Annotated in this window: 17 protein-coding genes and 1 tRNA gene; 8 read left to right on the top strand and 10 right to left on the bottom strand. The window is 72.6% G+C overall.

The window, feature by feature from the left end; translation table 11 throughout:
• Positions 1–23: 23 nt before the first annotated feature.
• Positions 24–620, top strand: coding sequence for a histidine phosphatase family protein (locus ACF073_RS28170; RefSeq protein ID WP_392074183.1), 597 nt, complete (start codon positions 24–26; stop codon positions 618–620).
• A gap of 471 nt (positions 621–1,091) precedes the next feature.
• On the opposite strand, the gene ACF073_RS28175 is transcribed toward ACF073_RS28170, so the two are convergent.
• Positions 1,092–2,642: a hypothetical protein gene (locus ACF073_RS28175; RefSeq protein ID WP_392074184.1), complete on the bottom strand. Its 1,551-nt coding sequence runs from the start codon at positions 2,640–2,642 to the stop codon at positions 1,092–1,094.
• Positions 2,643–2,909: 267 nt separating this feature from the next.
• On the opposite strand from ACF073_RS28175, the gene ACF073_RS28180 reads away from it, so the two are divergent.
• Entirely contained in the window at positions 2,910–3,323 is a 414-nt protein-coding gene (locus ACF073_RS28180; protein ID WP_392074185.1) for a hypothetical protein, read from the top strand.
• A gap of 34 nt (positions 3,324–3,357) precedes the next feature.
• A complete protein-coding gene (locus ACF073_RS28185) occupies positions 3,358–4,227 on the top strand; it encodes a spermidine synthase (RefSeq protein ID WP_392074186.1) in 870 nt (289 codons plus the stop codon).
• A gap of 218 nt (positions 4,228–4,445) precedes the next feature.
• On the opposite strand, the gene ACF073_RS28190 is transcribed toward ACF073_RS28185, so the two are convergent.
• Positions 4,446–4,958, bottom strand: coding sequence for a hypothetical protein (locus tag ACF073_RS28190; RefSeq protein ID WP_392074187.1), 513 nt, complete (start codon positions 4,956–4,958; stop codon positions 4,446–4,448).
• Between the two features lie 99 nt (positions 4,959–5,057).
• On the opposite strand from ACF073_RS28190, the gene ACF073_RS28195 reads away from it, so the two are divergent.
• The 3 genes from ACF073_RS28195 (at position 5,058) to ACF073_RS28205 (ending at position 8,792) form a co-directional block, all read left to right on the top strand.
• Positions 5,058–5,762 (top strand): response regulator transcription factor, encoded by a 705-nt coding sequence (locus ACF073_RS28195; protein ID WP_392074188.1) that lies wholly within the window; start codon positions 5,058–5,060, stop codon positions 5,760–5,762.
• Positions 5,759–7,162, top strand: coding sequence for a sensor histidine kinase (locus ACF073_RS28200; RefSeq protein WP_392074189.1), 1,404 nt, complete (start codon positions 5,759–5,761; stop codon positions 7,160–7,162). Before ACF073_RS28195 ends, ACF073_RS28200 begins: the two co-directional genes overlap by 4 nt.
• Positions 7,163–7,295: 133 nt before the next feature.
• Positions 7,296–8,792: a cellulose binding domain-containing protein gene (locus ACF073_RS28205; RefSeq protein WP_392074190.1), complete on the top strand. Its 1,497-nt coding sequence runs from the start codon at positions 7,296–7,298 to the stop codon at positions 8,790–8,792.
• A gap of 45 nt (positions 8,793–8,837) precedes the next feature.
• On the opposite strand, the gene ACF073_RS28210 is transcribed toward ACF073_RS28205, so the two are convergent.
• The 4 genes from ACF073_RS28210 to ACF073_RS28225 form a co-directional block, all read right to left on the bottom strand.
• Positions 8,838–10,265, bottom strand: a complete 1,428-nt coding sequence (locus tag ACF073_RS28210) for a GH1 family beta-glucosidase (protein WP_392074191.1) — start codon at positions 10,263–10,265, stop codon at positions 8,838–8,840.
• 103 nt (positions 10,266–10,368) lie between these two features.
• Positions 10,369–11,271, bottom strand: a complete 903-nt coding sequence (locus ACF073_RS28215) for a carbohydrate ABC transporter permease (protein ID WP_392074192.1) — start codon at positions 11,269–11,271, stop codon at positions 10,369–10,371.
• Entirely contained in the window at positions 11,268–12,293 is a 1,026-nt protein-coding gene (locus tag ACF073_RS28220; RefSeq protein WP_392074193.1) for a carbohydrate ABC transporter permease, read from the bottom strand. The genes ACF073_RS28215 and ACF073_RS28220 overlap by 4 nt, the downstream gene beginning before the upstream one ends.
• A complete protein-coding gene (locus ACF073_RS28225; protein ID WP_392074194.1) occupies positions 12,290–13,618 on the bottom strand; it encodes an ABC transporter substrate-binding protein in 1,329 nt (442 codons plus the stop codon). The genes ACF073_RS28220 and ACF073_RS28225 overlap by 4 nt, the downstream gene beginning before the upstream one ends.
• A 313-nt stretch (positions 13,619–13,931) precedes the next feature.
• On the opposite strand from ACF073_RS28225, the gene ACF073_RS28230 reads away from it, so the two are divergent.
• Both ACF073_RS28230 and ACF073_RS28235 read left to right on the top strand, forming a co-directional pair.
• The gene (locus tag ACF073_RS28230; RefSeq protein WP_392074195.1) at positions 13,932–14,987 is read left to right on the top strand and encodes a LacI family DNA-binding transcriptional regulator; all 1,056 of its coding nucleotides are present in this window, start codon (positions 13,932–13,934) and stop codon (positions 14,985–14,987) included.
• Positions 14,988–15,103: 116 nt separating this feature from the next.
• Entirely contained in the window at positions 15,104–15,655 is a 552-nt protein-coding gene (locus tag ACF073_RS28235; RefSeq protein WP_392074196.1) for a hypothetical protein, read from the top strand.
• A gap of 89 nt (positions 15,656–15,744) precedes the next feature.
• On the opposite strand, the gene ACF073_RS28240 is transcribed toward ACF073_RS28235, so the two are convergent.
• The 4 genes from ACF073_RS28240 to ACF073_RS28255 form a co-directional block, all read right to left on the bottom strand.
• Positions 15,745–15,817: transfer RNA gene (locus tag ACF073_RS28240), tRNA-His, on the bottom strand.
• Between the two features lie 128 nt (positions 15,818–15,945).
• Positions 15,946–16,548 carry an oligoribonuclease gene (gene orn, locus ACF073_RS28245; RefSeq protein WP_392074197.1) on the bottom strand — a complete coding sequence of 201 codons (603 nt, stop codon included), beginning with the start codon at positions 16,546–16,548 and terminating at the stop codon, positions 15,946–15,948.
• Between the two features lie 111 nt (positions 16,549–16,659).
• Positions 16,660–17,874: a helix-turn-helix domain-containing protein gene (locus tag ACF073_RS28250; RefSeq protein ID WP_392074198.1), complete on the bottom strand. Its 1,215-nt coding sequence runs from the start codon at positions 17,872–17,874 to the stop codon at positions 16,660–16,662.
• Positions 17,875–18,253: 379 nt separating this feature from the next.
• Positions 18,254–18,523 carry a hypothetical protein gene (locus ACF073_RS28255; protein WP_392074199.1) on the bottom strand — a complete coding sequence of 90 codons (270 nt, stop codon included), beginning with the start codon at positions 18,521–18,523 and terminating at the stop codon, positions 18,254–18,256.
• Positions 18,524–18,766: the final 243 nt, after the last annotated feature.

An 18,766-nucleotide genomic window follows, 5' to 3' on the forward strand; every position in this document is an offset into this window, starting at 1 on the left:
GCACGCTCCCGGAGAGGTCTCCCATGGCACCGCGCATCCTGCTGGCCCGGCACGGACAGACGGCCTGGTCGCTGTCCGGCAAGCACACCGGCAGGACCGATGTGCCGCTGCTGGAGGAGGGCAGGCGCGGGGCCAAGCTGCTCGGCGAGCGGCTGCACCGCGCCCCGCTGGACGGTCTGGCGGGCGTGGAGGTGCGCACGAGCCCGCTCTCCCGCGCGCGGGAGACCTGCGAACTCGCCGGGTTCGGCGAGCGGGCCGAGCGCTGGGACACGCTGATGGAGTGGGACTACGGCGCGTACGAGGGGATGACCCCGGCCGAGATCCAGGCGGTCCGGCCGGGCTGGCTGATCTGGCGGGACGGCGTCCCGGAGGGCGAGAGCCTCGCCGAGGTCACCGCGCGCGCGGACGAGGTGGTGTCCTGGGCGCGCGCGGCCGACCGCGACGTCCTGGTCTTCGCGCACGGGCACATCCTGCGCTCCATCGGCGCCCGGTGGCTGGGCCTGCCGCTGGACTTCGCGGCCCGGATACGCCTGAACCCCACATCGCTGTCCGTCCTCGGCTGGGCCTACGGCGAGCCGGCGATCGAGAGCTGGAACGACGTGGGGCACCTGGCGGGCTGAGCACCGCGGCCCCGAAGGAACACGTCCCCCTCGGAGGCCGGGGCCGAGCCCGCCCTCCTGGGGGCCCCGCACGTCGGGCCGAGCCGCGTTGCTCCGCGTCCGGGGCGTCCTCTTCGACAGTTGGGGGCGAGTCTGCTTCGTAGGGGCCGGGGCGAGCCTGTTGCCCCGTGTGGGGGACGGAGCCCGCGTCCGCCGCGTCCGGGTGCGCATCCTCTCGGGCGGTCGGGGCCGAGCCCGCCCTCCTGGGGATGGGGATGAGTGGGCCGCCCGCACAGGGGGCCGAGCCCGCCTGCCCCGCGTACGGGCCGGGCCAAGCCCCCACCGGCAGCTGAACTGAGCCCTCCCCACCGGCAGCTGGAACTGAGCCCTCCCCACAGGCAGCTGGGAACTGCCCCCCCGCAGCTGGAACTGATCCCCCCAGCCGGAACCGGGACACCCCGCAGCCGGAACCGGGACACCCCGCGACCAGGTCTAGACCCGCCCCGTCCGTGGCATCGACGCGTGCCGGTCCAGGAACTCCGACACCCCGGACGCCCGCCGGTGCGGCAGCAGTACGCGGGCCGTGCCTGCCAGCATCGTCTGGATGCGGGAGGACTGGACCTGGTCCAGCAGCGCGAGCACCCGCAGCCCGGCCTCCGCCGCCTCGTCGGGGCGGCCCTCGCGGGCCAGGTCGTCGGCCAGCTCGGCCGTGTAGAGCGCGATGTTGCGCGAGAAGTGCGGATCCTGCAGATGCGCCGCACGCCGCGCGTGCCGGGACGCCCGCCGCCAGTCGCCCAGCGTGGACCAGCACTGCGCCTCAAGGCCCTCCAGCTCGGCCTCGCCGTAGAAGCTCATCCACTCGGGGTCGGCGTCCGAGCGGCCCCGTTCGAAGTAGGCGTGCGCGCGGGCCAGCGCCTGCTCGCAGCCGGTGCGGTCGGCGAGCCCGGCCCAGCCGCCCGCCTCGCGCAGCGCGAGCAGCGACATCAGCCGGGCCGAGCCCAGCGGCCGGGCGGCGCGCTGCGCGGCCTGCGCGGCCCGGACCGCCTCCCGGGGTCGGCCCGCGTCCCGCGCCAGGAACGCGGTGTTGCAGAACGCGTGCGCCTCAAGACCCGGATCGCCGGTCATCCGTGCCGTGGCCAGCGCCTCCGCGTAGTGCGAGCGCGCGTCGTCGAAGCGGCCGGAGTCGTGGGCCAGCCAGCCCACGGAGATGGCGAGTTCACCGGCGCCCGTGTGCAGCCGGTCGGCGGTGGTCTGCCGGGTCGTGCCGGCGTCGAGCAGCGCGTAGGCCGCGCGCAGCGGAGCCGCCGCGCGCTGGTAGAGCCCGTCCGCGCCGTGCCGGTCGTCGAGCAGCCGGATGCGCAGGACCGCCTCCTCCAGGGCCGCCGCCTCGGAGGACCCGGCACGCCGCCGGGGCCGTTCCGCGGCGGCGACGCCGGCGGTGAGCCCCAGCGGGGCCAGCGTGGCGGCGGCCATGGTGGCGCCTCCGCCGGTCATGAATGCGCGACGCAGCACGTCGCTCTCCTCGTGGTTCAGGGGGTCGTTCTCGTGGGGGTCCCCCCTGTTCGAGCGAAGCCGGGAACGTGGGGGAGGTTCGTGCGGGCCGTACAAATTCCCCTGGTGTGCCTTGAGCCGCGAACTCGGGGCAGCGTTCCGCGTCTCATACGGTCCGCTTGCCCTCCCCGGCTCATCGGACACCGCCACGGGAGTGGCCCCTTCCGGCGCCGGCGGCGTCTGAGGAGCCGTACGCGCCGCGCGTCCGCGCACGGACGAGCGGGGCGCGAAGCCGAGGTCGGCGAGCGTGCGGCCGGGGAACATGTGCAGGAACACCCGTTCATACGCGTAGTTGGGGCAGCGGATCTCGCCCGCCTCGACCCGGCCGATGTAGCGAGCGTCACAGCTGACCCGCTCACCGATCTCGCGCGCGGCCCGCCGCACCAGTGCCGCGAACTCGGCCGGTGAGCGCCGGCCGCGCAACTGCCGGAAGGCGAGGTTCGGCCGGGGTGGCCGTTCGGGCTGTGACGAGGTCACGGTTGACGACGCCATGGCCGGGTCCTCTCGTGCGAACCGTCGAACCATTGCCGGGGCCGGGGAGTTTTCGGGACGAGTTGCCCGTGTGACGCCCTGGTTCCGGCGGGCATGAACGTACCTGCTGTGAAGGACCCGCCACGCGGTGTTTGGCTACAAACCGGATATCTCATCCACGATCTGCCATGAAGTGCCATCCTTTGCGGCGCACTTGTGCCGTAGCCGTTGACGGGCTCACGCGTTGAAACGTATGGACCGCAACAGGGCAGTGTGGTGGAGGCCGGCATGGAGACCAGCCAGAGCAACGATCCTTGTACGTCGCCGTCGTCGCCGTCCGCGTACGCGGCGGGTGATCCGGCATGCGACCTCGTGACCGTACCGGCCCGGCAGGGGCTGGAGGCGGTCGACATCCTGCGGCGCGGAGCCGCGGAGGCGGTGGGGCCCGTGCTGCACGACGACGGCTGTGGAACCCTCGGCTTCCTGGTGCCGGCCGGCACCGCCGCCTGCTGGGACGTGCCCGGCAGCACCTGCACCGAGACGAACGGACGCGGGTTGCGGCTGGACCCGGCGCCGCCGGTGGAGGGCTCGGACTGGCTGCTGCCGCCCGGCGAGGCCGATCTCGCGACCGACCCGGTGGTGCTGCGCCGGGCCCTGGGGGAGGCGGCCCGGCTGATCGAGGCGGCCGACAGCTGCCGATGACGCGCGCACCCGCGGCGGCTGCGAAAATGGACGGATGGGAAGGTCCAGGAACACGAGGCGCGCGGCGGCGGCCGTCACGGCGGTGGAGGAGCCGGTCGACGGCGGACTCGCGCAGCTCGTGCCCGACCCGGACCGCGCCCGGGCCTGGACACTGCTGATCGACGGGGCGCCCCAGTCGCATGTCGACCTGGACGACCCGGCGTACCTCTCCTTCGAGTACCAGCGCCGCCTCGGCCATGTCATCGACCTCGCCGCCCCGCCCGGCCGGCCCGTACAGGCGGTGCACCTCGGCGGCGGCGCGTTCACCCTCGCCCGGTACGTCGCGGCGACCCGGCCCCGCTCCACCCAGCAGGTCGTGGAACGCGACGCGAGCCTGGTCCAGCTGGTCCGCCGCGAGCTGCCGCTCGACCCGGGAGCGCGGATCCGGGTCCGCTCGGTGGACGCCCGCGAGGGCCTCGCCAAGCTGCCGGACGGCTGGGCCGACCTCGTCATCGCCGACGTCTTCAGCGGCGCCCGCACCCCCGCCCACCTCACCTCCACCGAGTTCCTCGACGAGGTCCGCCGCGCCCTGAAGCCCTCCGGCGTCTACGCGGCCAACCTCGCCGACGGCCCGCCGCTCGCCCATCTGCGCGGCCAGATCGCCACCGTCGCCGCCCGGTTCGGCGAACTCGCGCTGATCGCCGACCCGGCCGTGCTGCGCGGCAAGCGCTTCGGCAACGCCGTCCTGGTCGCCTCGGACCTGCCGCTGCCGCTCCCCGAACTCACCCGCCGCGCCGCCTCCGACCCGCACCCCGGCCGGGTCGAACACGGCAGGCAGCTCGTCGACTTCGCCGGTGGCGCGGCGCCGGTGACGGACGATTCCGCGGTGGCCTCACCGGCCCCGCCGCCCTCGGTGTTCCGTTAGTCCCGCAGGTCCCGCAGGTCCCGCAGGTCCCGCAGGTCCCGCAGGTCCCGCAGGTCCCGCAGGTCCCGCAGGTCCCGCAGGTCCCGCAGGTCCCGCAGGTCCTGCACGTCCCTCAACCCCTCGCCCCGTTCTGGACCTGCGACAGCCTCGGTCACAAGCGGTCGCGAACGGTCCACGACGGTCAACTCATGTCCCTTTCAAGGGCGTCGGCCACGTGCTCAGTAGGTTCCGACCGTGACCCGCGGCGGCCCGTCGTGCCAGGTGCAGAACACCGACACCCGGTCAGTGCTCCGGCTGAACTCCACCCGGATCCAGCTCTCCGTCTTCCACACCTGCATCGACCAGCCGGTCCCCGGGGTCGCCGAGACGAGCGTGGCGTCGGCCGGCCCCAGGTCGAACACCGCCCGGCCGCCGTCGGTGTCGTAGGACCTGACCCGGCCCGGCGCGGTGGCGCTCGCGGCGGGGGAGGGGGACTGCGGGCGGGCCGGGGTGCGCGCGGGTGCCGGCGCCGGGCGGGGCGAGCGCTCACGCGTCGGGGACGGGGCGGCCGAGGGGGCCCGGGAGGCGGCCTTCACCTCGCGGTCCGCCGCGTCGGCCGCCGTGACGGGCAGGGCGCGAGGCGGGTCGTACGCCGTCCCCGCCATCACCGTGTGCACGCCCCACCACGACAGCGTGACCGCCGCGCCCGTCGCGAGCAGCCACGCCAGAACGTGTACGAGTCCTCTGCGCATCGCGGGCCATACTGCCCCAGGGACACCGCGGTCCGCACCTGCCGCGGGTTGTCCACAGGCCGCCGCCCGGTGTCGCCCCCATGGCGTACGGTGCGGCGCATGGCAAGTGTGCTCGTGGTCGAGGACGACCAGTTCGTACGCTCGGCGCTCATCCGGCATCTGACCGACGCCGCACACACCGTGCGCAGCGTCGGTACGGCACTGGAGGCGCTGCGCGAGGTCGCCCATTTCCGCTTCGACGTGGTCATCCTGGACCTCGGACTGCCCGACCTGGACGGCTCCGAGGCCCTGAAGATGCTCCGCGGCATCACCGACGTGCCCGTCATCATCGCCACCGCCCGGGACGACGAGACGGAGGTCGTCCGGCTGCTGAACGCCGGCGCGGACGACTATCTGACCAAGCCGTTCTCCGTTGAGCACCTCTCGGCCCGGATCGCGGCCGTGCTGCGCCGGGCCCGCTCCGCCGGCGCCGAGGCCGCGCCCCCGGCCGTGCTCAGGGTCGGCGGCCTGAGCGTCGATCCGCTGCGCCGCCAGGCCGAGCTGGACGGCGTCCGGCTCGACCTCACCCGCCGCGAGTTCGACCTGCTCGCCTTCCTGGCCGGCCGGCCCGGGGTCGTCGTCGCGCGCAAGGAACTCCTCGCCGAGGTCTGGCAGCAGTCCTACGGCGACGACCAGACCATCGACGTCCATCTGTCCTGGCTGCGCCGGAAGCTGGGGGAGACGGCAGCCCGGCCGCGCTACCTCCACACGCTCCGGGGCGTCGGGGTGAAGCTCGAACCCCCGGTGGACGGGGAGCCGCGATGAGATGGGCACTGGTCAAGGTCTGTCTGGCGGTCACCACGATGGTCGTGGTCGCCTTCGCCGTGCCGCTCGGCCTCGTCGTCAAGGAGATGGCCCGCGACCGGGCCTTCTCCAATGCCGAGCGGGAGGCCGCGGCGGTCGCGCCCGCGCTGTCCATCACCACCGACCGGGACGAGCTGGAGCGGGTGGTGGCCTCGGCGGGCGCCGACGCCGGGATGGCGGTCCATCTGCCCGCCGACGGCGACCGGGCCGCGCTCGACCTCGGCCGGCAGCGCGCCGCCGGCCGCGACATCGAGGCCGTACGCGCGATGGGCCGCGCCTCCACCTCCGCCGTGCCCGGCGGCTCCACCCTGCTCCAGCCGGTCGCGCTCGGCTCCGGCGCGATCGCGGTGGTCGAGGTGTACGTGCCCGAGTCCGAGGTGACCAACGGCGTCGGCACGGCCTGGGCGGTGCTCGCCGCCGTCGGACTCGCGCTGATCATCGGCTCGGTCGCGGTCGCCGACCGGCTCGGGATACGCATGGTGCGGCCCGCGCGGCGGCTGGTCGAGGGCGCGCACGAGCTGGGCGAGGGCAAGCTGGGCGCCCGGGTGCCGGAGGACGGGCCGAGCGAACTGAGGCTCGCGGCCGTCGCGTTCAACTCGATGGCCGACCAGGTCGTCCAACTCCTCGCCAACGAGCGCGAGCTGGCCGCAGACCTCTCGCACCGGCTGCGCACCCCGCTGACCGTCCTCCGGCTGAACGCGGCCTCCCTGGGCGCCGGGCCCGCCGCCGAGCAGACCCGGACCGCCGTCGCCCAGCTGGAGCGGGAGGTCGACACCATCATCCGCACGGCGCGGGAGGCCAAGCCGCAGACCGCCGCGGCCGGGCCGGGCGCCGGCTGCGACGCGGCCGAAGTGGTCCGCGCGCGCATGGAGTTCTGGTCCGCGCTCGCCGAGGACGAGGGCCGCAAGTGGCGGGTGGCCGGCGTCGAACGGCCGGTGCGGCTGCCGGTGGCCCGCGCCGACCTGGCCGCCGCGCTCGACGCCCTGCTGGGCAACGTCTTCCGGCACACCCCCGAGGGCACCGCCTTCGCGGTCGACGTGCACAACGGCGAGGACGCGGTGATCGTGCTGGTCTCCGACGCGGGTGCCGGCATCGCCGACCCGGAGGCGGCGATGGCCCGCGGCCGGGGTTCCGGAAGCACCGGCTCGACCGGCCTGGGCCTGGACATCGTCCGCAGGCTCGCCGAGTCCACCGGCGGGGACGTCCGCATCGGCTCCTCGGTGCTGGGCGGCACGGAGGTGCGGATCTGGTTCCAGCTGGACGCGCGCGAGCCGGTCGGCCGGGGCCACCGGGGCGCCGTGCGCCGGCGCCGGCGGGGCAGACTGGTCTCGACCTTTAACCGGTCCCGATCGCTTCCTTAAGCGCACCATAAGGTCCGCAACCACCGCCTGGAACAGGCCATTTGTCCGGATCGGGCTCGCTAGCGTGCTGCCGCACCCACAGGGTCCCCACCCCCCTGTGAACCCCCAGTGAGCAGCGAAGGCAGGCACGCGCATGAGCACGCACCGGCGCAGGATCAGCGGCAGTAACAAGGCGATAGGCGGCCTGGTGGCCGCGGCCGTCATCGGCGGCGGCGCGGTCCTGCTCACCGGCACCGCCAACGCGGCCGGCGTGAACGCCGCGTACACCAGGACCAGCGACTGGTCGACCGGCTACACCGCCCAGTACGTCGTCACCAACAACAGCGGCGCGACCGAGCGGACCTGGACGCTGGAGTTCGATCTCCCGGCGGGGGCCACGCTCGGCTCCCTCTGGAACGGCGAGTCGAGCGTCAGCGGCCGGCACGTCACCGTGAAGCCGGCCGCGTGGGACGGTGCGGGCCTGGCCCCCGGCAAGTCGGTGACCGTCGGCTTCGTGGTGAACGGCGGCGGCGATCCGACGGACTGCCGTATCGACGACGCCCGGTGTTCCGCGGACGGCGGCGCCACCCCCGAGCCCAGCGGCCGGCCCACCGGGACCGGAACGCCGACCACGGCCCCGGCCCCCACCAGGACGAGCACACCCGCCAGCACGCCCACCCCGAGCAAGTCGCCCACCCCCACTCGGACCACCACCCCTGCCCCGACCCCCACGGGCGGCACCGGCACCGGCGGCACCGCCGCCGCGGGCTTCGCCCCGTACGTCGACACCAGCCTCTACCCGGCCTTCGACCTCCTCGGCGCCGCCGACGCGACCGGCGTGAAGAACTTCAACCTCGCCTTCCTCACCGACGGCGGCGGCTGCACCCCCAAGTGGGGCGGGGTCACCGACCTCACCGGCGACGCCGTGGCCGCGCAGATCGGCGCGCTGCGGGCCAAGGGCGGTGACGTCCGGGTCTCCTTCGGCGGCGCCTCCGGCTCCGAGCTGGCCACCGCCTGCTCCTCCGCGGACGCGCTCGCGGCGGCGTACGGCAAGGCCGTCGACGCGTTCAAGCTGACCAAGGTCGACTTCGACATCGAGGGCGGCGCGCTGCCGAACACGGCCGCCAACACCCGCCGCGCCCGGGCCATCGCCGAGCTCCAGGCCGAGCACCCCGGCCTCGACGTCTCCTTCACCCTCCCGGTGATGCCCGAGGGCCTCACCCAGGACGGCGTGAACCTGCTGGCGAACGCCAAGTCCGAAGGCGTGAAGATCAGCGCCGTCAACATCATGGCGATGGACTACGGCGCCTCGTACAGCGGCGACATGGGCGACTACGCCGAGCAGGCGGCGACGGCCACCCACGCCCAGGTCAAGAGCGTGCTCGGACTGTCCGACTCCGCCGCCTGGAAGGCGGTCGCGGTCACCCCGATGATCGGCGTCAACGACGTCTCCTCCGAGGTCTTCAAGGTCGAGGACGCCACCCAGCTGGTGGACTTCGCCAAGGCCAAGGGCCTCGGCTGGCTCTCCATGTGGTCCGCGACCCGCGACAAGCAGTGCGACGGCGGCCCCAAGCCCACCGCCGACGCCACCTGCAGCTCGATCACCCAGGACAAGTCCGCGTTCGCGAAGGCGTTCGGCGCCTACAAGTGACCTGACGGCCCCCCCGCGCCCCGCTAAGGGCGCGGGGCCGGGACGTCAGGCCGTCCCCGCCGGCCCGAGCACCCCCGTCCGCGCCGTCTCCCCGTACCACCGCGCGCTCGACTTCGGGGTCCGCTCCAGCGTCGCGTAGTCCACGTAGACCGCGCCGAACCGCTTGCCGTAGCCGTACGCCCACTCGAAGTTGTCCATCAGGGACCACAGGTAGTAGCCGCGCACATCGGCGCCGTCGGCGAGGGCGCGGCGCACCTCCGTCAGATGGCCGTGCAGGTAGGCGATGCGCTCGGGGTCGTGGACGCGGCCCTCGGGGTCGGGCTTGTCGTCGTAGGCCGCGCCGTTCTCCGTCACGTACAGCGGCAGGCCCGGTGCCTCGCGGGTGTAGCGCATCAGCAGGTCGTACAGGCCCGTCGGGTCGACGCTCCAGCCCATCTCGGTCCGGTCGCCGGGGGACTGGTGGAAGAGGACGTCGTCGGCGCCGGGCCAGGGGGAGTGGTCGCTGGCGCCGTGGCCGTCCGCCCGCGCGCCCTTGACCTCGCCGGACGCGGCCGAGACCAGCGCCGGGGTGTAGTAGTTCAGGCCCAGCGCGTCCAGCGGGGCGCCGGCCGTGCGCAGATCGCCGTCCCGGACGAAGGACCAGTCGGTCACCGAGCGCGTGGCGTCGATCAGCGACGACGGGTACGCGCCCCGCAGCATCGGGCCGTGGAAGACGCCGTTGGCCAGGTCGTCGATCCGGCGGGCCGCCGCCAGATCGGCCGGGTCCTGGCTGCGGGGCCGCACCACGGCCGAGTTGAGGCTGACCGCGATCCCGTCACGGGCCGGCAGCACCGCCCGCAGCGCCGAAGCGGCCAGTCCGTGCCCCAGGTTGAGGTGGTGGGCGGCGCGCAGGGCGGCGGCCGGATCGGTGCGGCCGGGGGCGTGCACCCCGGAGCCGTAGCCGAGGAAGGCGCTGCACCACGGCTCGTTGAGGGTGATCCACTGCTCCACCCGGTCGCCCAGTGCCTCGCCGACGAGCTGCGCGTACTCGGCGAACCGGTACGCGGTGTCCCGCTCCGGCCAGCCGCCCGCGTCCTCCAGCTCCTGCGGCAGATCCCAGTGGTAGAGGGTGAGCGCCGGTTTGATGCCGTGGGCCAGCAGTTCGTCGACGAGCCGGCGGTAGAAGTCCAGGCCCACCTGGACCGCGGGCCCCCGGCCGGTGGGCTGCACCCGCGACCAGGAGACGGAGAAGCGGTACGCGGTCAGGCCGAGCTCCGCCATCAGCGCCACGTCGTCGCGATAGCGGTGGTAGTGGTCGACCGCGACGTCCCCGGTCTCGCCGTCGGCCGTCCGGCCCGGCGTATGGCTGAAGGTGTCCCAGATCGAGGGGGTGCGGCCGTCCTCCCGCACCGCCCCCTCGATCTGGTAGGCCGAGGTCGCGGCGCCCCAGAGGAAGGCGGGAGGAAAGGTCACGGGCGAAACGGAATCAGACATGGAAGCGCTCCCATGAGGGTCGGAAGGCCGAGGGAAGTGACGTCAGGAGAAGCGAGGGGGCCGGGACCGCGGCGGCCCGGCCCCACGCGGCGGGGCGGGCGGATCAGCCCTTGATCGCGCCCTGCATGATCCCGCCCACGATCTGCTTGCCGAACAGCAGGAAGGCGACCAGCAGCGGCAGCGTGCCGAGCAGCGCGCCCGCCATGATCACCGCCTGGTCGGGGACATACCCGGTGCCGAGCGAGTTCAGGGCCACCTGCACCGTCGGGTTCTGCTGGTTCAGGGCGATGATCGGCCACAGGAAGTCGTTCCAGGCGAACACGAACGTCAGCAGGCCGAGCACGGCCATCGCGGGCCGGGCGGCCGGGAAGACCACGTGCCACACCACCCGGAGGCTGTTCGCCCCGTCCACCCGGGCCGCCTCGATCAGCTCGCCCGGCAGCGCCTGCACCAGGTACTGCCGCATGAAGAACGTACCGAACGCGGTCACCAGGCTCGGCAGGACCACCGTCTGCAGCTGGTTCGACCAGCCGAGGTCCGACATCCACAGATACAGCGGTACGACGGCCAGCTGCGGCGGGATCATCATCGTGCCGACGGTCAGCAGCAACAGCAGCCCGGAGAACCGGAACCGCAGCTTGGCGAAGGCGAAGCCGGCCAGCGTGGAGAACAGCACGGTGCTGACCGTGATCGTGCCCGCCACGACGACCGAGTTGAGCATCGCGGTGCCGAGCCCCGCCTGGTCCCAGGCGGCTTCGAGGTTCTTGAACAGATTGCCGCCGAACCACAGCGGCGGCGGGGTCTGGGCGAGCCGCCGGTCGGTGCGCGAGGCCGCGATCGCCGTCCACACCAGCGGGGCGAGCGAGACCAGCGCGAACACCGTCAGCACCGCGTAGGTCGCCGGGCCCGCGTGCAGCTGCCTGCCCGCGCCCGTCGCCCGGCGCCGTCGCGCCCCCGCCGCCCTCGTCTTCGCCGCCGTCGGCGCGGTCGTCTCACTGGTCGTCATGGGGACTTCCTCAGCCGTCGGGTGAGCAGCAGGTTGACCGCGGCGACGAGCAGCAGGATCAGGAACATCGACCAGGCGATCGCGGACGCCTTGCCGAGGTTGCCGATGATCCAGCCCTGGTCGTACATGTACAGGCCGAGCGTCTGGTACTGGTGCTCCGAACCGCCCTTGGACCCGCTGACCCCGCCGAACAGCAGCGGCTCCCCGAACAGCTGGGTCGCACCGATGGTGGAGACGACCACCGTGAACAGGATCGTCGGCCGCAGCTGCGGCACGGTGACATGCCGGAACTGCTGCCAGCGGTTGGCGCCGTCGATCGCCGCCGACTCGTACAGATCGCTGGGGATCGCCTGCATCGCGGCCAGATAGATCAGCGCGTTGTACCCGGTCCACCGCCAGATCACGATGGACGACACCGCGAACCGCGAACCCCAGTCGGACTCGCGCCAGTTGACCGGGTCAACCCCGAAGAAGTGCAGGATCCAGTTGACCATCCCGCCGTCCCACGAGTACAGCAGCGCGAACACCAGGGTCGCGGCGGCCACCGAGGTGGCGTACGGGGTGAGCATCACCACCCGCCACGCCGTCGAGCCGCGCAGCTTGTAGTGCAGCAGATGCGCGAGCCCGAGTGCGGCCAGCAGCTGCGGCACGGTCGAGATGACGCCGATGAACAGGGTGTTGCGCAGGGCGTTCCAGAAGAAGTCCGAGGACAACAGGTTCCGGTAGTTGTCCAGCCCCGCCCAGCTCTGCTGGTCGAGGGCCGACAGCTGCACGTGGTGCAGCGAGTACCAGGCCGTGTAGAGCAGCGGGACCAGGGTGAACGCGGCGAACAGGACGAAGAACGGGGACACGAACACGTACGGGGACGCCTTCATGTCCCAGCGGTACAGCCGGCTGCGCCAGGAGCCGGCGTCCGGGGCCGTACCGCGACCGCGAGCGCCCCGGGCCGCGCCCGGCGAGCTGCCGGACGCGGCGTCAGCGCTCGACGCGGAGTGCGCGAGAGCCTGCTTGGGGCTGGTCACTGGCCGAGCACGTCCTTGATCTCCTTGGACGCCGCGTCCCAGCCCTGCGCCGGCGACTTGCCCTTCTGCTCGACCTGGAGGATGCCGATGTCACTGATCGCGTTGTCGATCGGCTTGTCCTTGGGGCCGAGGGGCTGCGAGGGGATCGTCTTCGCCGCGTCGGAGAAGATCTGGGTGAGCGGCGCGTTCGAGAAGTACGCGGTGGTGTCGGCCTGCGGCTTCAGGCTCGCGTACGCCGACGGGGTCGACGGGAAGCTGGCCTGCTTGGCGAACACCTTCGCCTGCTGCTCGGGCGCGGTCAGCCACTTGGCCAGCGCGACGGCCTCCTTCTGGTGCCTGGTCGCGGTCGGCACGCCGAGGAAGGAACCGCCCCAGTTGGACGCCGCGGGCGCCGCCGCCACGTCCCACTGGCCCTTCCCGGAGTCACCGGACTTCTGCTCGATGTAGCCGATCATCCAGGCCGGGCAGGCGACGGTGGCGAAGGTGCTGTTGGCGAACCCCTGGTCCCAGGTGGGGTCGAACTGCTTCAGTTTCGCCGACATGTCGCTGGTGGCGACGGTCATCGCGGCGTCCCAGGCCTTCTTCACACCCTCGGACCTGTCCCAGACGACATTGCCGTCCTTGTCGTAGTACCGCTCGCTCGCGCCGCCCACCGCCGCGTTGTAGACGGAGGAGGCCGAGTCCACGAACTTGGTGCCCTTGGGCGCCTTCTTCATGTACTGCTTGCCGACGTCGACGTACTTGGACCAGTCGCCCTTCCACATCGCGGCGAGCTCGGTCCGGTCGGTGGGCAGCCCGGCCTTGCGGAACAGGTCCTTGCGGTAGCACACGGCCATCGGCCCGATGTCGGTGCCGAGCCCGATGACCTTGCCGTCCTTGCTGGTGGCCTGGGCGTTCTTCCAGTCCAGCCACTGGGACGTGTCGACGTCCTTGCCGAGGTCCACGAACTTGCCCGCCTGCGTCTGCACGGCCTCGGTGATGTTGCCGATCTCGATGGCCTGTATGTCGTCGGTGCCGGAGCCGGCCTGGAGGCGGGTGAGCACCTTCGGCCAGTACACATCGGTGCGGGTGGTGACGTTCTCCTTGATGCTGATGTCCGGATGCAGCTTCGTGTACTCGTCGTAGAGGCCGGCCTGCTTGTAGCCGAAGACGCCGAAGGTCCCGATGGTCAGCGTGATCTTGCCGTTGCCACTGCCGTCGCCGCCCGAGTTGCCCGACGAGTCGTCGTCCGAGTCGTCGGCGCAGCCGGCCAGCAGTCCCGTGGTCAGCGCGGCGACGGCCGCGAGGGCCATCAGCCGCTGGGACCGGCGGATGCTCGTGCGCATTGCGTCCTCCTGTTGCCTGACGTGCCGACCCCCCGGCCGACTGCATGGAATCGGGCCCGTTCGTACGCGCTGCGGCTCGGGCGGGGAACGTGCGGGATGTGTAGGTGTCAGGTACTGTGGGAGCGCTCCCACCAGTGATGTGTTGAAGGTTCGTCGGTTCCCCGCAGGGTGTCAAGGGAGCGGGCGGGGGCAACCGCGTTCGGGTTTCTTCCCGTTGACTGCCCGCGCGGGCGCCCTCGGTACCGCCCAGCGCTCTGGCCAGGACTGTTAGATTCCAGCCAGCACAGGCCCGACGGCGAGAAAGGCGGAGCCCATGGCAAGCCACGGAGGGCGGGGCCGGAGCGGAGGCCGGCCCACGCTCGAAGAGGTCGCCGCCCGGGCCGGCGTCGGACGGGGCACGGTCTCCCGGGTGATCAACGGCTCGCCCCGGGTCAGCGACGCCACCCGCGCCGCCGTCGAGGCGGCCGTCGCCGAACTCGGCTACGTCCCCAACACCGCGGCCCGTGCCCTCGCGGCGAACCGCACCGACGCCATCGCCCTGGTCGTCCCCGAGCCGGAGACCCGGTTCTTCGCCGAGCCGTACTTCTCGGACATGCTGCGCGGGGTCGGCGCCGAACTCTCCGACACCGAGATGCAGTTGCTGCTGATCTTCGCGGGCAGCGACCGCGAGCGGCAGCGCCTGGCCCAGTACCTGGCGGCCCACCGGGTCGACGGCGTCCTGCTGGTCTCGGTCCACGCCGACGACCCGCTGCCCGATCTGCTGGCCCAGCTGGAGATCCCGGCCGTGATCAGCGGCCCGCGCTCGGCGGCCGAGTCGCTCACCTCGGTGGACTCGGACAACTACGGGGGTGCCCGCTCGGCGGTGGAGCACCTGCTGGGCCGGGGCCGCCGCCGCATCGCGCACATCACCGGCCGGCTGGACGTCTACGGCGCCCAGCGCCGTGCCGTCGGCTACCGCGAGGCCCTGCGCGACGCGGGCCACCCGGTGGACGAACTCCTCGTCGCACCCGGTGACTTCACCGAGGAGGGCGGGCGCCGGGCGATGACGGTCCTGCTCGACCGGCACCCCGATCTGGACGCGGTCTTCGCCGGCTCGGACGTGATGGCGGCCGGTGCCCGGCAGGTGCTGCGCGAGGCGGGCCGCCGCATCCCCGACGACGTCGCCCTGGTCGGGTACGACGACTCCGCCATCGCCCGCCATATGGACCCGCCGCTGACCAGCGTCCGCCAGCCCATCGAGGAGATGGGCCGCGCGATGATCGGTCTCCTCCTCGCGGAGATCGCCGACCGCCGCCCCGCCGCGTCCCGGGGCCTGGACCGCCGCCGGGCGGTACTGCCCACGGAGCTGGTGGTCCGCGCGTCGTCGTGACCCGGGCCCGGCCGGGCGGACGCCGGTACTCCGCCGCCGTCGGGGCATCCGTGACGTGACGGGCAGGGCAACCGGCCGCCCGTGATGCCGGTTTGGACGAGGGGGAGGTGCGTGCCGTGCACGCCTTCAAGCAGTGGCTCGACCGCAGTCCGACCGCCCAGGCGGTACTGGTCTTCGTATTGTGCGCGGGCATCGGTGCCGTACTCGAACGGCACGACCCTCCGGCGGTGTGGCTGGCCAAGGCTGCCCTCTACACCGTCGTCGGGGTGGCGGTGGCGGCGGTGCGGCGCCGCCGGGTCAGCCGCGCGGCCGGCACCGACGCGCGCGGGTACGCCGACCTCAACCGCAAGATCCGGCACGGGGAGGTCCCCGGGGACCGCGCGGAGCGCGAGACGATGCGGCGGCTGGTCGCCGAGCAGCTGGACCGGATGGAGAGGGCCGGCCGCTGGCTGCCGTACTGGCTGGGTTCCATGGCCCTGATCGCGGCCGGGGTCGTCGTCCTCGGCCTCGCGGCGGGCGCCCTGGCGCTCCCGCTGGTCTTCGGGCCAGCCATGATCGCCTTCTGCTGCTGGATCGTGTGGCGCCGCCGCCGCTCCCTGCGCGAGCACCGCGCCATGTCGGCGGCACTGGACTCCCGGGGCGACCTGTCCGCCGCGAGGCACAGCTGATCCGTCGTGGCAGCAGGGCGCCGTACGGGCCGGGAACGACGAGAACGGCCGGTGACCTGATCTCTCAGGTCACCGGCCGTTTCGGTGAGGGTGAGTGACGGGACTTGAACCCGCGACTTCCTGGACCACAACCAGGTGCTCTACCAGCTGAGCTACACCCACCATGACCGGCGGTCGAACTTGTCGTTTCCCCGACCGGCCGAGAAGAAGTCTACATGGTCCCAAGGGGTGCTCGCGCACACGTTTCAGCGCGGGCCGCCGGGCGGGCTCCGAGGAGCCCGCGGGAGCGGCTACTGCGCGGGCAGGACGTGTTTGGCGGCGATCGCCTTGGCGGTGTCGGAGTCGGGGCCCGGCTGCGGTACGAAGACGGCCTCGCGGTAGTAGCGCAGCTCGGCGATCGACTCGCGGATGTCGGCGAGGGCCCGGTGGTTGCCGTTCTTCTCCGGGCTGTTGAAGTACGCCCGCGGGTACCAGCGGCGGGCCAGCTCCTTGATCGAGGAGACGTCCACGATCCGGTAGTGCAGGTAGTCCTCGAGGGTGGGCATGTCCCGCAGCAGGAAGCCCCGGTCGGTGCCGACGGAGTTGCCGCACAGCGGCGCCTTGCCGGGCTCCTTGACGTACTCGCGGACGTAGGCGAGGACCTGCTCCTCGGCGTCGGCCAGCGTCGTGCCCCGCTCCAGTTCGGCGAGCAGCCCGGACGCGGTGTGCATCTGACGCACCACCTCCGGCATCGTCTCCAGTGCCCGGGCCGGCGGGCGGATGACGATGTCCACCCCCTCGCCGAGTACGTTCAGCTCGGAGTCGGTGACGAGGGCGGCAACCTCGATGAGAGCGTCGTCGGACAGCGAGAGGCCGGTCATCTCGCAGTCGATCCACACCATGCGATCGTTCATGCGACCACCCTAAAGCTGGTGTGCGCTTTTGGGGTGCCCCCTGAAGCGGGCCTCCTGCACGAGCACCTCCTCCGCAAGCGCCGCCGACGGGCTTGCGGAGGAGGTGTGCGCTCAGTTGCCGCTGCGCGGTCCGGGCAGCAGGCCCACCGCAGCGGCGCGGCGGCTCTGCATCGGCACCCCGCCGTCCCGGTGCTCGTAGGGCAGGACGGGCGGCGGGCTCACCGGTCCCGGTCCGGACAGGCCCGGGGGCATGCCCGGCTGGCCGGGCGCCGGTACCGCTGGTTCCGTCTCACCCTGCCTCTCGCTCTGCGGCCGTCGGGCCCGGTAGGCGGCCCGGTAGGCGGCCGGGGACGAGCCGAGCTGGCGGCGGAAGTGCCCGCGCAGCGCGACCGGCGACCGGAACCCGCACCGGCCGGCCACCTCGTCCACCGAGTAGTCCGACGTCTCCAGCAGCCGCTGTGCCTGGAGCACCCGCTGGGTGATCAGCCACTGCAGCGGAGCGCTGCCGGTCAGCGAGCGGAACCGGCGGTCGAACGTACGGCGGCTCATATAGGCGCGTGCCGCCAGTGTCTCCACGTCGAACTGCTCGTGGAGGTGTTCCAGCGCCCAGGCGACGACCTCGGCCAGCGGGTCGGCGCCGATCTCTTCTGGTAAAGACCGATCGAGATAGCGCTCCTGACCGCCCGACCGGCGCGGCGGTACCACCAGCCGGCGGGCGAGCGCGCCGGCCGCCTCGTTGCCGTGGTCCGTCCGCACGATATGGAGACAGAGATCGATTCCGGCCGCGGTGCCCGCCGACGTGAGCACGTCGCCGTCGTCGACGAACAGCTCCCGTGGATCGACGTGCACCGACGGATAGCGCTTGGCCAGCGTCGGTGCGTACATCCAGTGGGTGGTCGCCGGGCGGCCGTCCAGCAGTCCGGCCGCCGCGAGGACGAAGGCACCCGTGCACAGCCCGACGATGCGGGCGCCTTCCTCGTGTGCCCGGCGCAGCGCGTCGAGTGCTTCCTCCGGCGGCGGTGAGGTGATCGAACGCCAGGCCGGTACGACGACCGTCCCGGCGCGTGAGATCGCCTCCAGCCCATGCGGTGCGGTGAGTTCCAGGCCCCCTGTGGTCCGCAGGGGGCCTTCCTCGCCGGCACACACCAACAGGCGGTAGCGCGGTACGCCGGCGTCCTGGCGGTCGATCCCGAACACCGACAGCGGAATGGAACTCTCGAAGATGGGGCCGCCGCTGAACAGCAGCACCGCGACGATCTCCTTGCGGCGTCGCCCGGAGAGTTTTCGGGCCGCGGCATCCTGCGTGGCAGTGGAGTCGTGGCTCATACTGCTAAGCCCCCCTCGGTGGTCGCGGCTCCTCGGTTGTGTCGCTCCTGCACGTTTCCCCTCGGTCCTGCACGAGTCCCCCGCCGTAAAGACAGTCAAGATCGAATCTAATGGCCGCCGCGGAGTCGCGGTGACCGGTTCCACACGCCGTAGATTGTCGACATGACAACTTGGCGTGAAGCATTCGATCACGAAGCGTTGCACTCGCGAGGCGTGCGGGGAAGTGCGCCTTGTCGCAGTGGCCAAACCGCGTAGGGTGCGGAGCCGCCCGTAGACCCTTTCCGTGCAGGTGGAACGGGGGTTGGGGGGTGGTTCGGACCCCCTCTGGCCGATATCCAGAAGTTGGCTGAAAACCAGCGTTCGGAGGCGCTGAAACAGGTCAATCGACCGGTGTCCGCCCCCGAGTGTGACGCCCGCCTCTTTGCGTGACGCAACCCTGAGCCACCCGTTCGGAGCGGCGCAGCAGCACCCGGCAGACGGCCGTGACGGCGGCCAGGCCCAGCGCGGACCCCGCGGCGCCGGCCAGCGAGGTGCCGTACCAGACGAGGACCACGGGCACGAGCACGCAGCTGAAGGCGGCCCAGCGGATCACATCACTCGCCGTGTCCGGGGCGGGGCGCGGCTCGCCGCTCGATCTGGCTCCGGGCATCTCGTACTCCCTGTGGCGGTGTCTCACCCCGGTTCAACGTCCGTCCGACCGGTCGGTCACCGGCCGCGCATCTGTGAATGCCGTGCAAACCGGCTGTACGGGACAGCAACCATTGCGTTACGGGCGCGGCTCGTGCATGCTCCGGTGAACCCCTACGGACGTCGGGGGACCGCTCACGGAGCGTGCGCGGTATCTGGGCTCAGGAGGCGTGCCGCCGTACCCTTGGGGGTATGGGCTTGGGAA

Origin of the sequence: Streptomyces sp. NPDC015171 (genome assembly GCF_043079545.1) — a bacterium.
Taxonomy (GTDB): Bacteria; Actinomycetota; Actinomycetes; order Streptomycetales; family Streptomycetaceae; genus Streptomyces.

Coding starts and splice junctions, on each gene's coding strand:
- ACF073_RS28185 (WP_392074186.1), top strand. CDS start 3,358: ATGGGAAGGTCCAGGAACACGAGGCGCGCGGCGGCGGCCGTCACGGCG.
- ACF073_RS28180 (WP_392074185.1), top strand. CDS start 2,910: ATGGAGACCAGCCAGAGCAACGATCCTTGTACGTCGCCGTCGTCGCCG.
- ACF073_RS28210 (WP_392074191.1), bottom strand. CDS start 10,265: ATGTCTGATTCCGTTTCGCCCGTGACCTTTCCTCCCGCCTTCCTCTGG.
- ACF073_RS28190 (WP_392074187.1), bottom strand. CDS start 4,958: ATGCGCAGAGGACTCGTACACGTTCTGGCGTGGCTGCTCGCGACGGGC.
- ACF073_RS28170 (WP_392074183.1), top strand. CDS start 24: ATGGCACCGCGCATCCTGCTGGCCCGGCACGGACAGACGGCCTGGTCG.
- ACF073_RS28250 (WP_392074198.1), bottom strand. CDS start 17,874: ATGAGCCACGACTCCACTGCCACGCAGGATGCCGCGGCCCGAAAACTC.
- ACF073_RS28255 (WP_392074199.1), bottom strand. CDS start 18,523: ATGCCCGGAGCCAGATCGAGCGGCGAGCCGCGCCCCGCCCCGGACACG.
- ACF073_RS28230 (WP_392074195.1), top strand. CDS start 13,932: ATGGCAAGCCACGGAGGGCGGGGCCGGAGCGGAGGCCGGCCCACGCTC.
- ACF073_RS28205 (WP_392074190.1), top strand. CDS start 7,296: ATGAGCACGCACCGGCGCAGGATCAGCGGCAGTAACAAGGCGATAGGC.
- orn (WP_392074197.1), bottom strand. CDS start 16,548: ATGAACGATCGCATGGTGTGGATCGACTGCGAGATGACCGGCCTCTCG.
- ACF073_RS28225 (WP_392074194.1), bottom strand. CDS start 13,618: ATGCGCACGAGCATCCGCCGGTCCCAGCGGCTGATGGCCCTCGCGGCC.
- ACF073_RS28215 (WP_392074192.1), bottom strand. CDS start 11,271: ATGACGACCAGTGAGACGACCGCGCCGACGGCGGCGAAGACGAGGGCG.
- ACF073_RS28195 (WP_392074188.1), top strand. CDS start 5,058: ATGGCAAGTGTGCTCGTGGTCGAGGACGACCAGTTCGTACGCTCGGCG.
- ACF073_RS28200 (WP_392074189.1), top strand. CDS start 5,759: ATGAGATGGGCACTGGTCAAGGTCTGTCTGGCGGTCACCACGATGGTC.
- ACF073_RS28175 (WP_392074184.1), bottom strand. CDS start 2,642: ATGGCGTCGTCAACCGTGACCTCGTCACAGCCCGAACGGCCACCCCGG.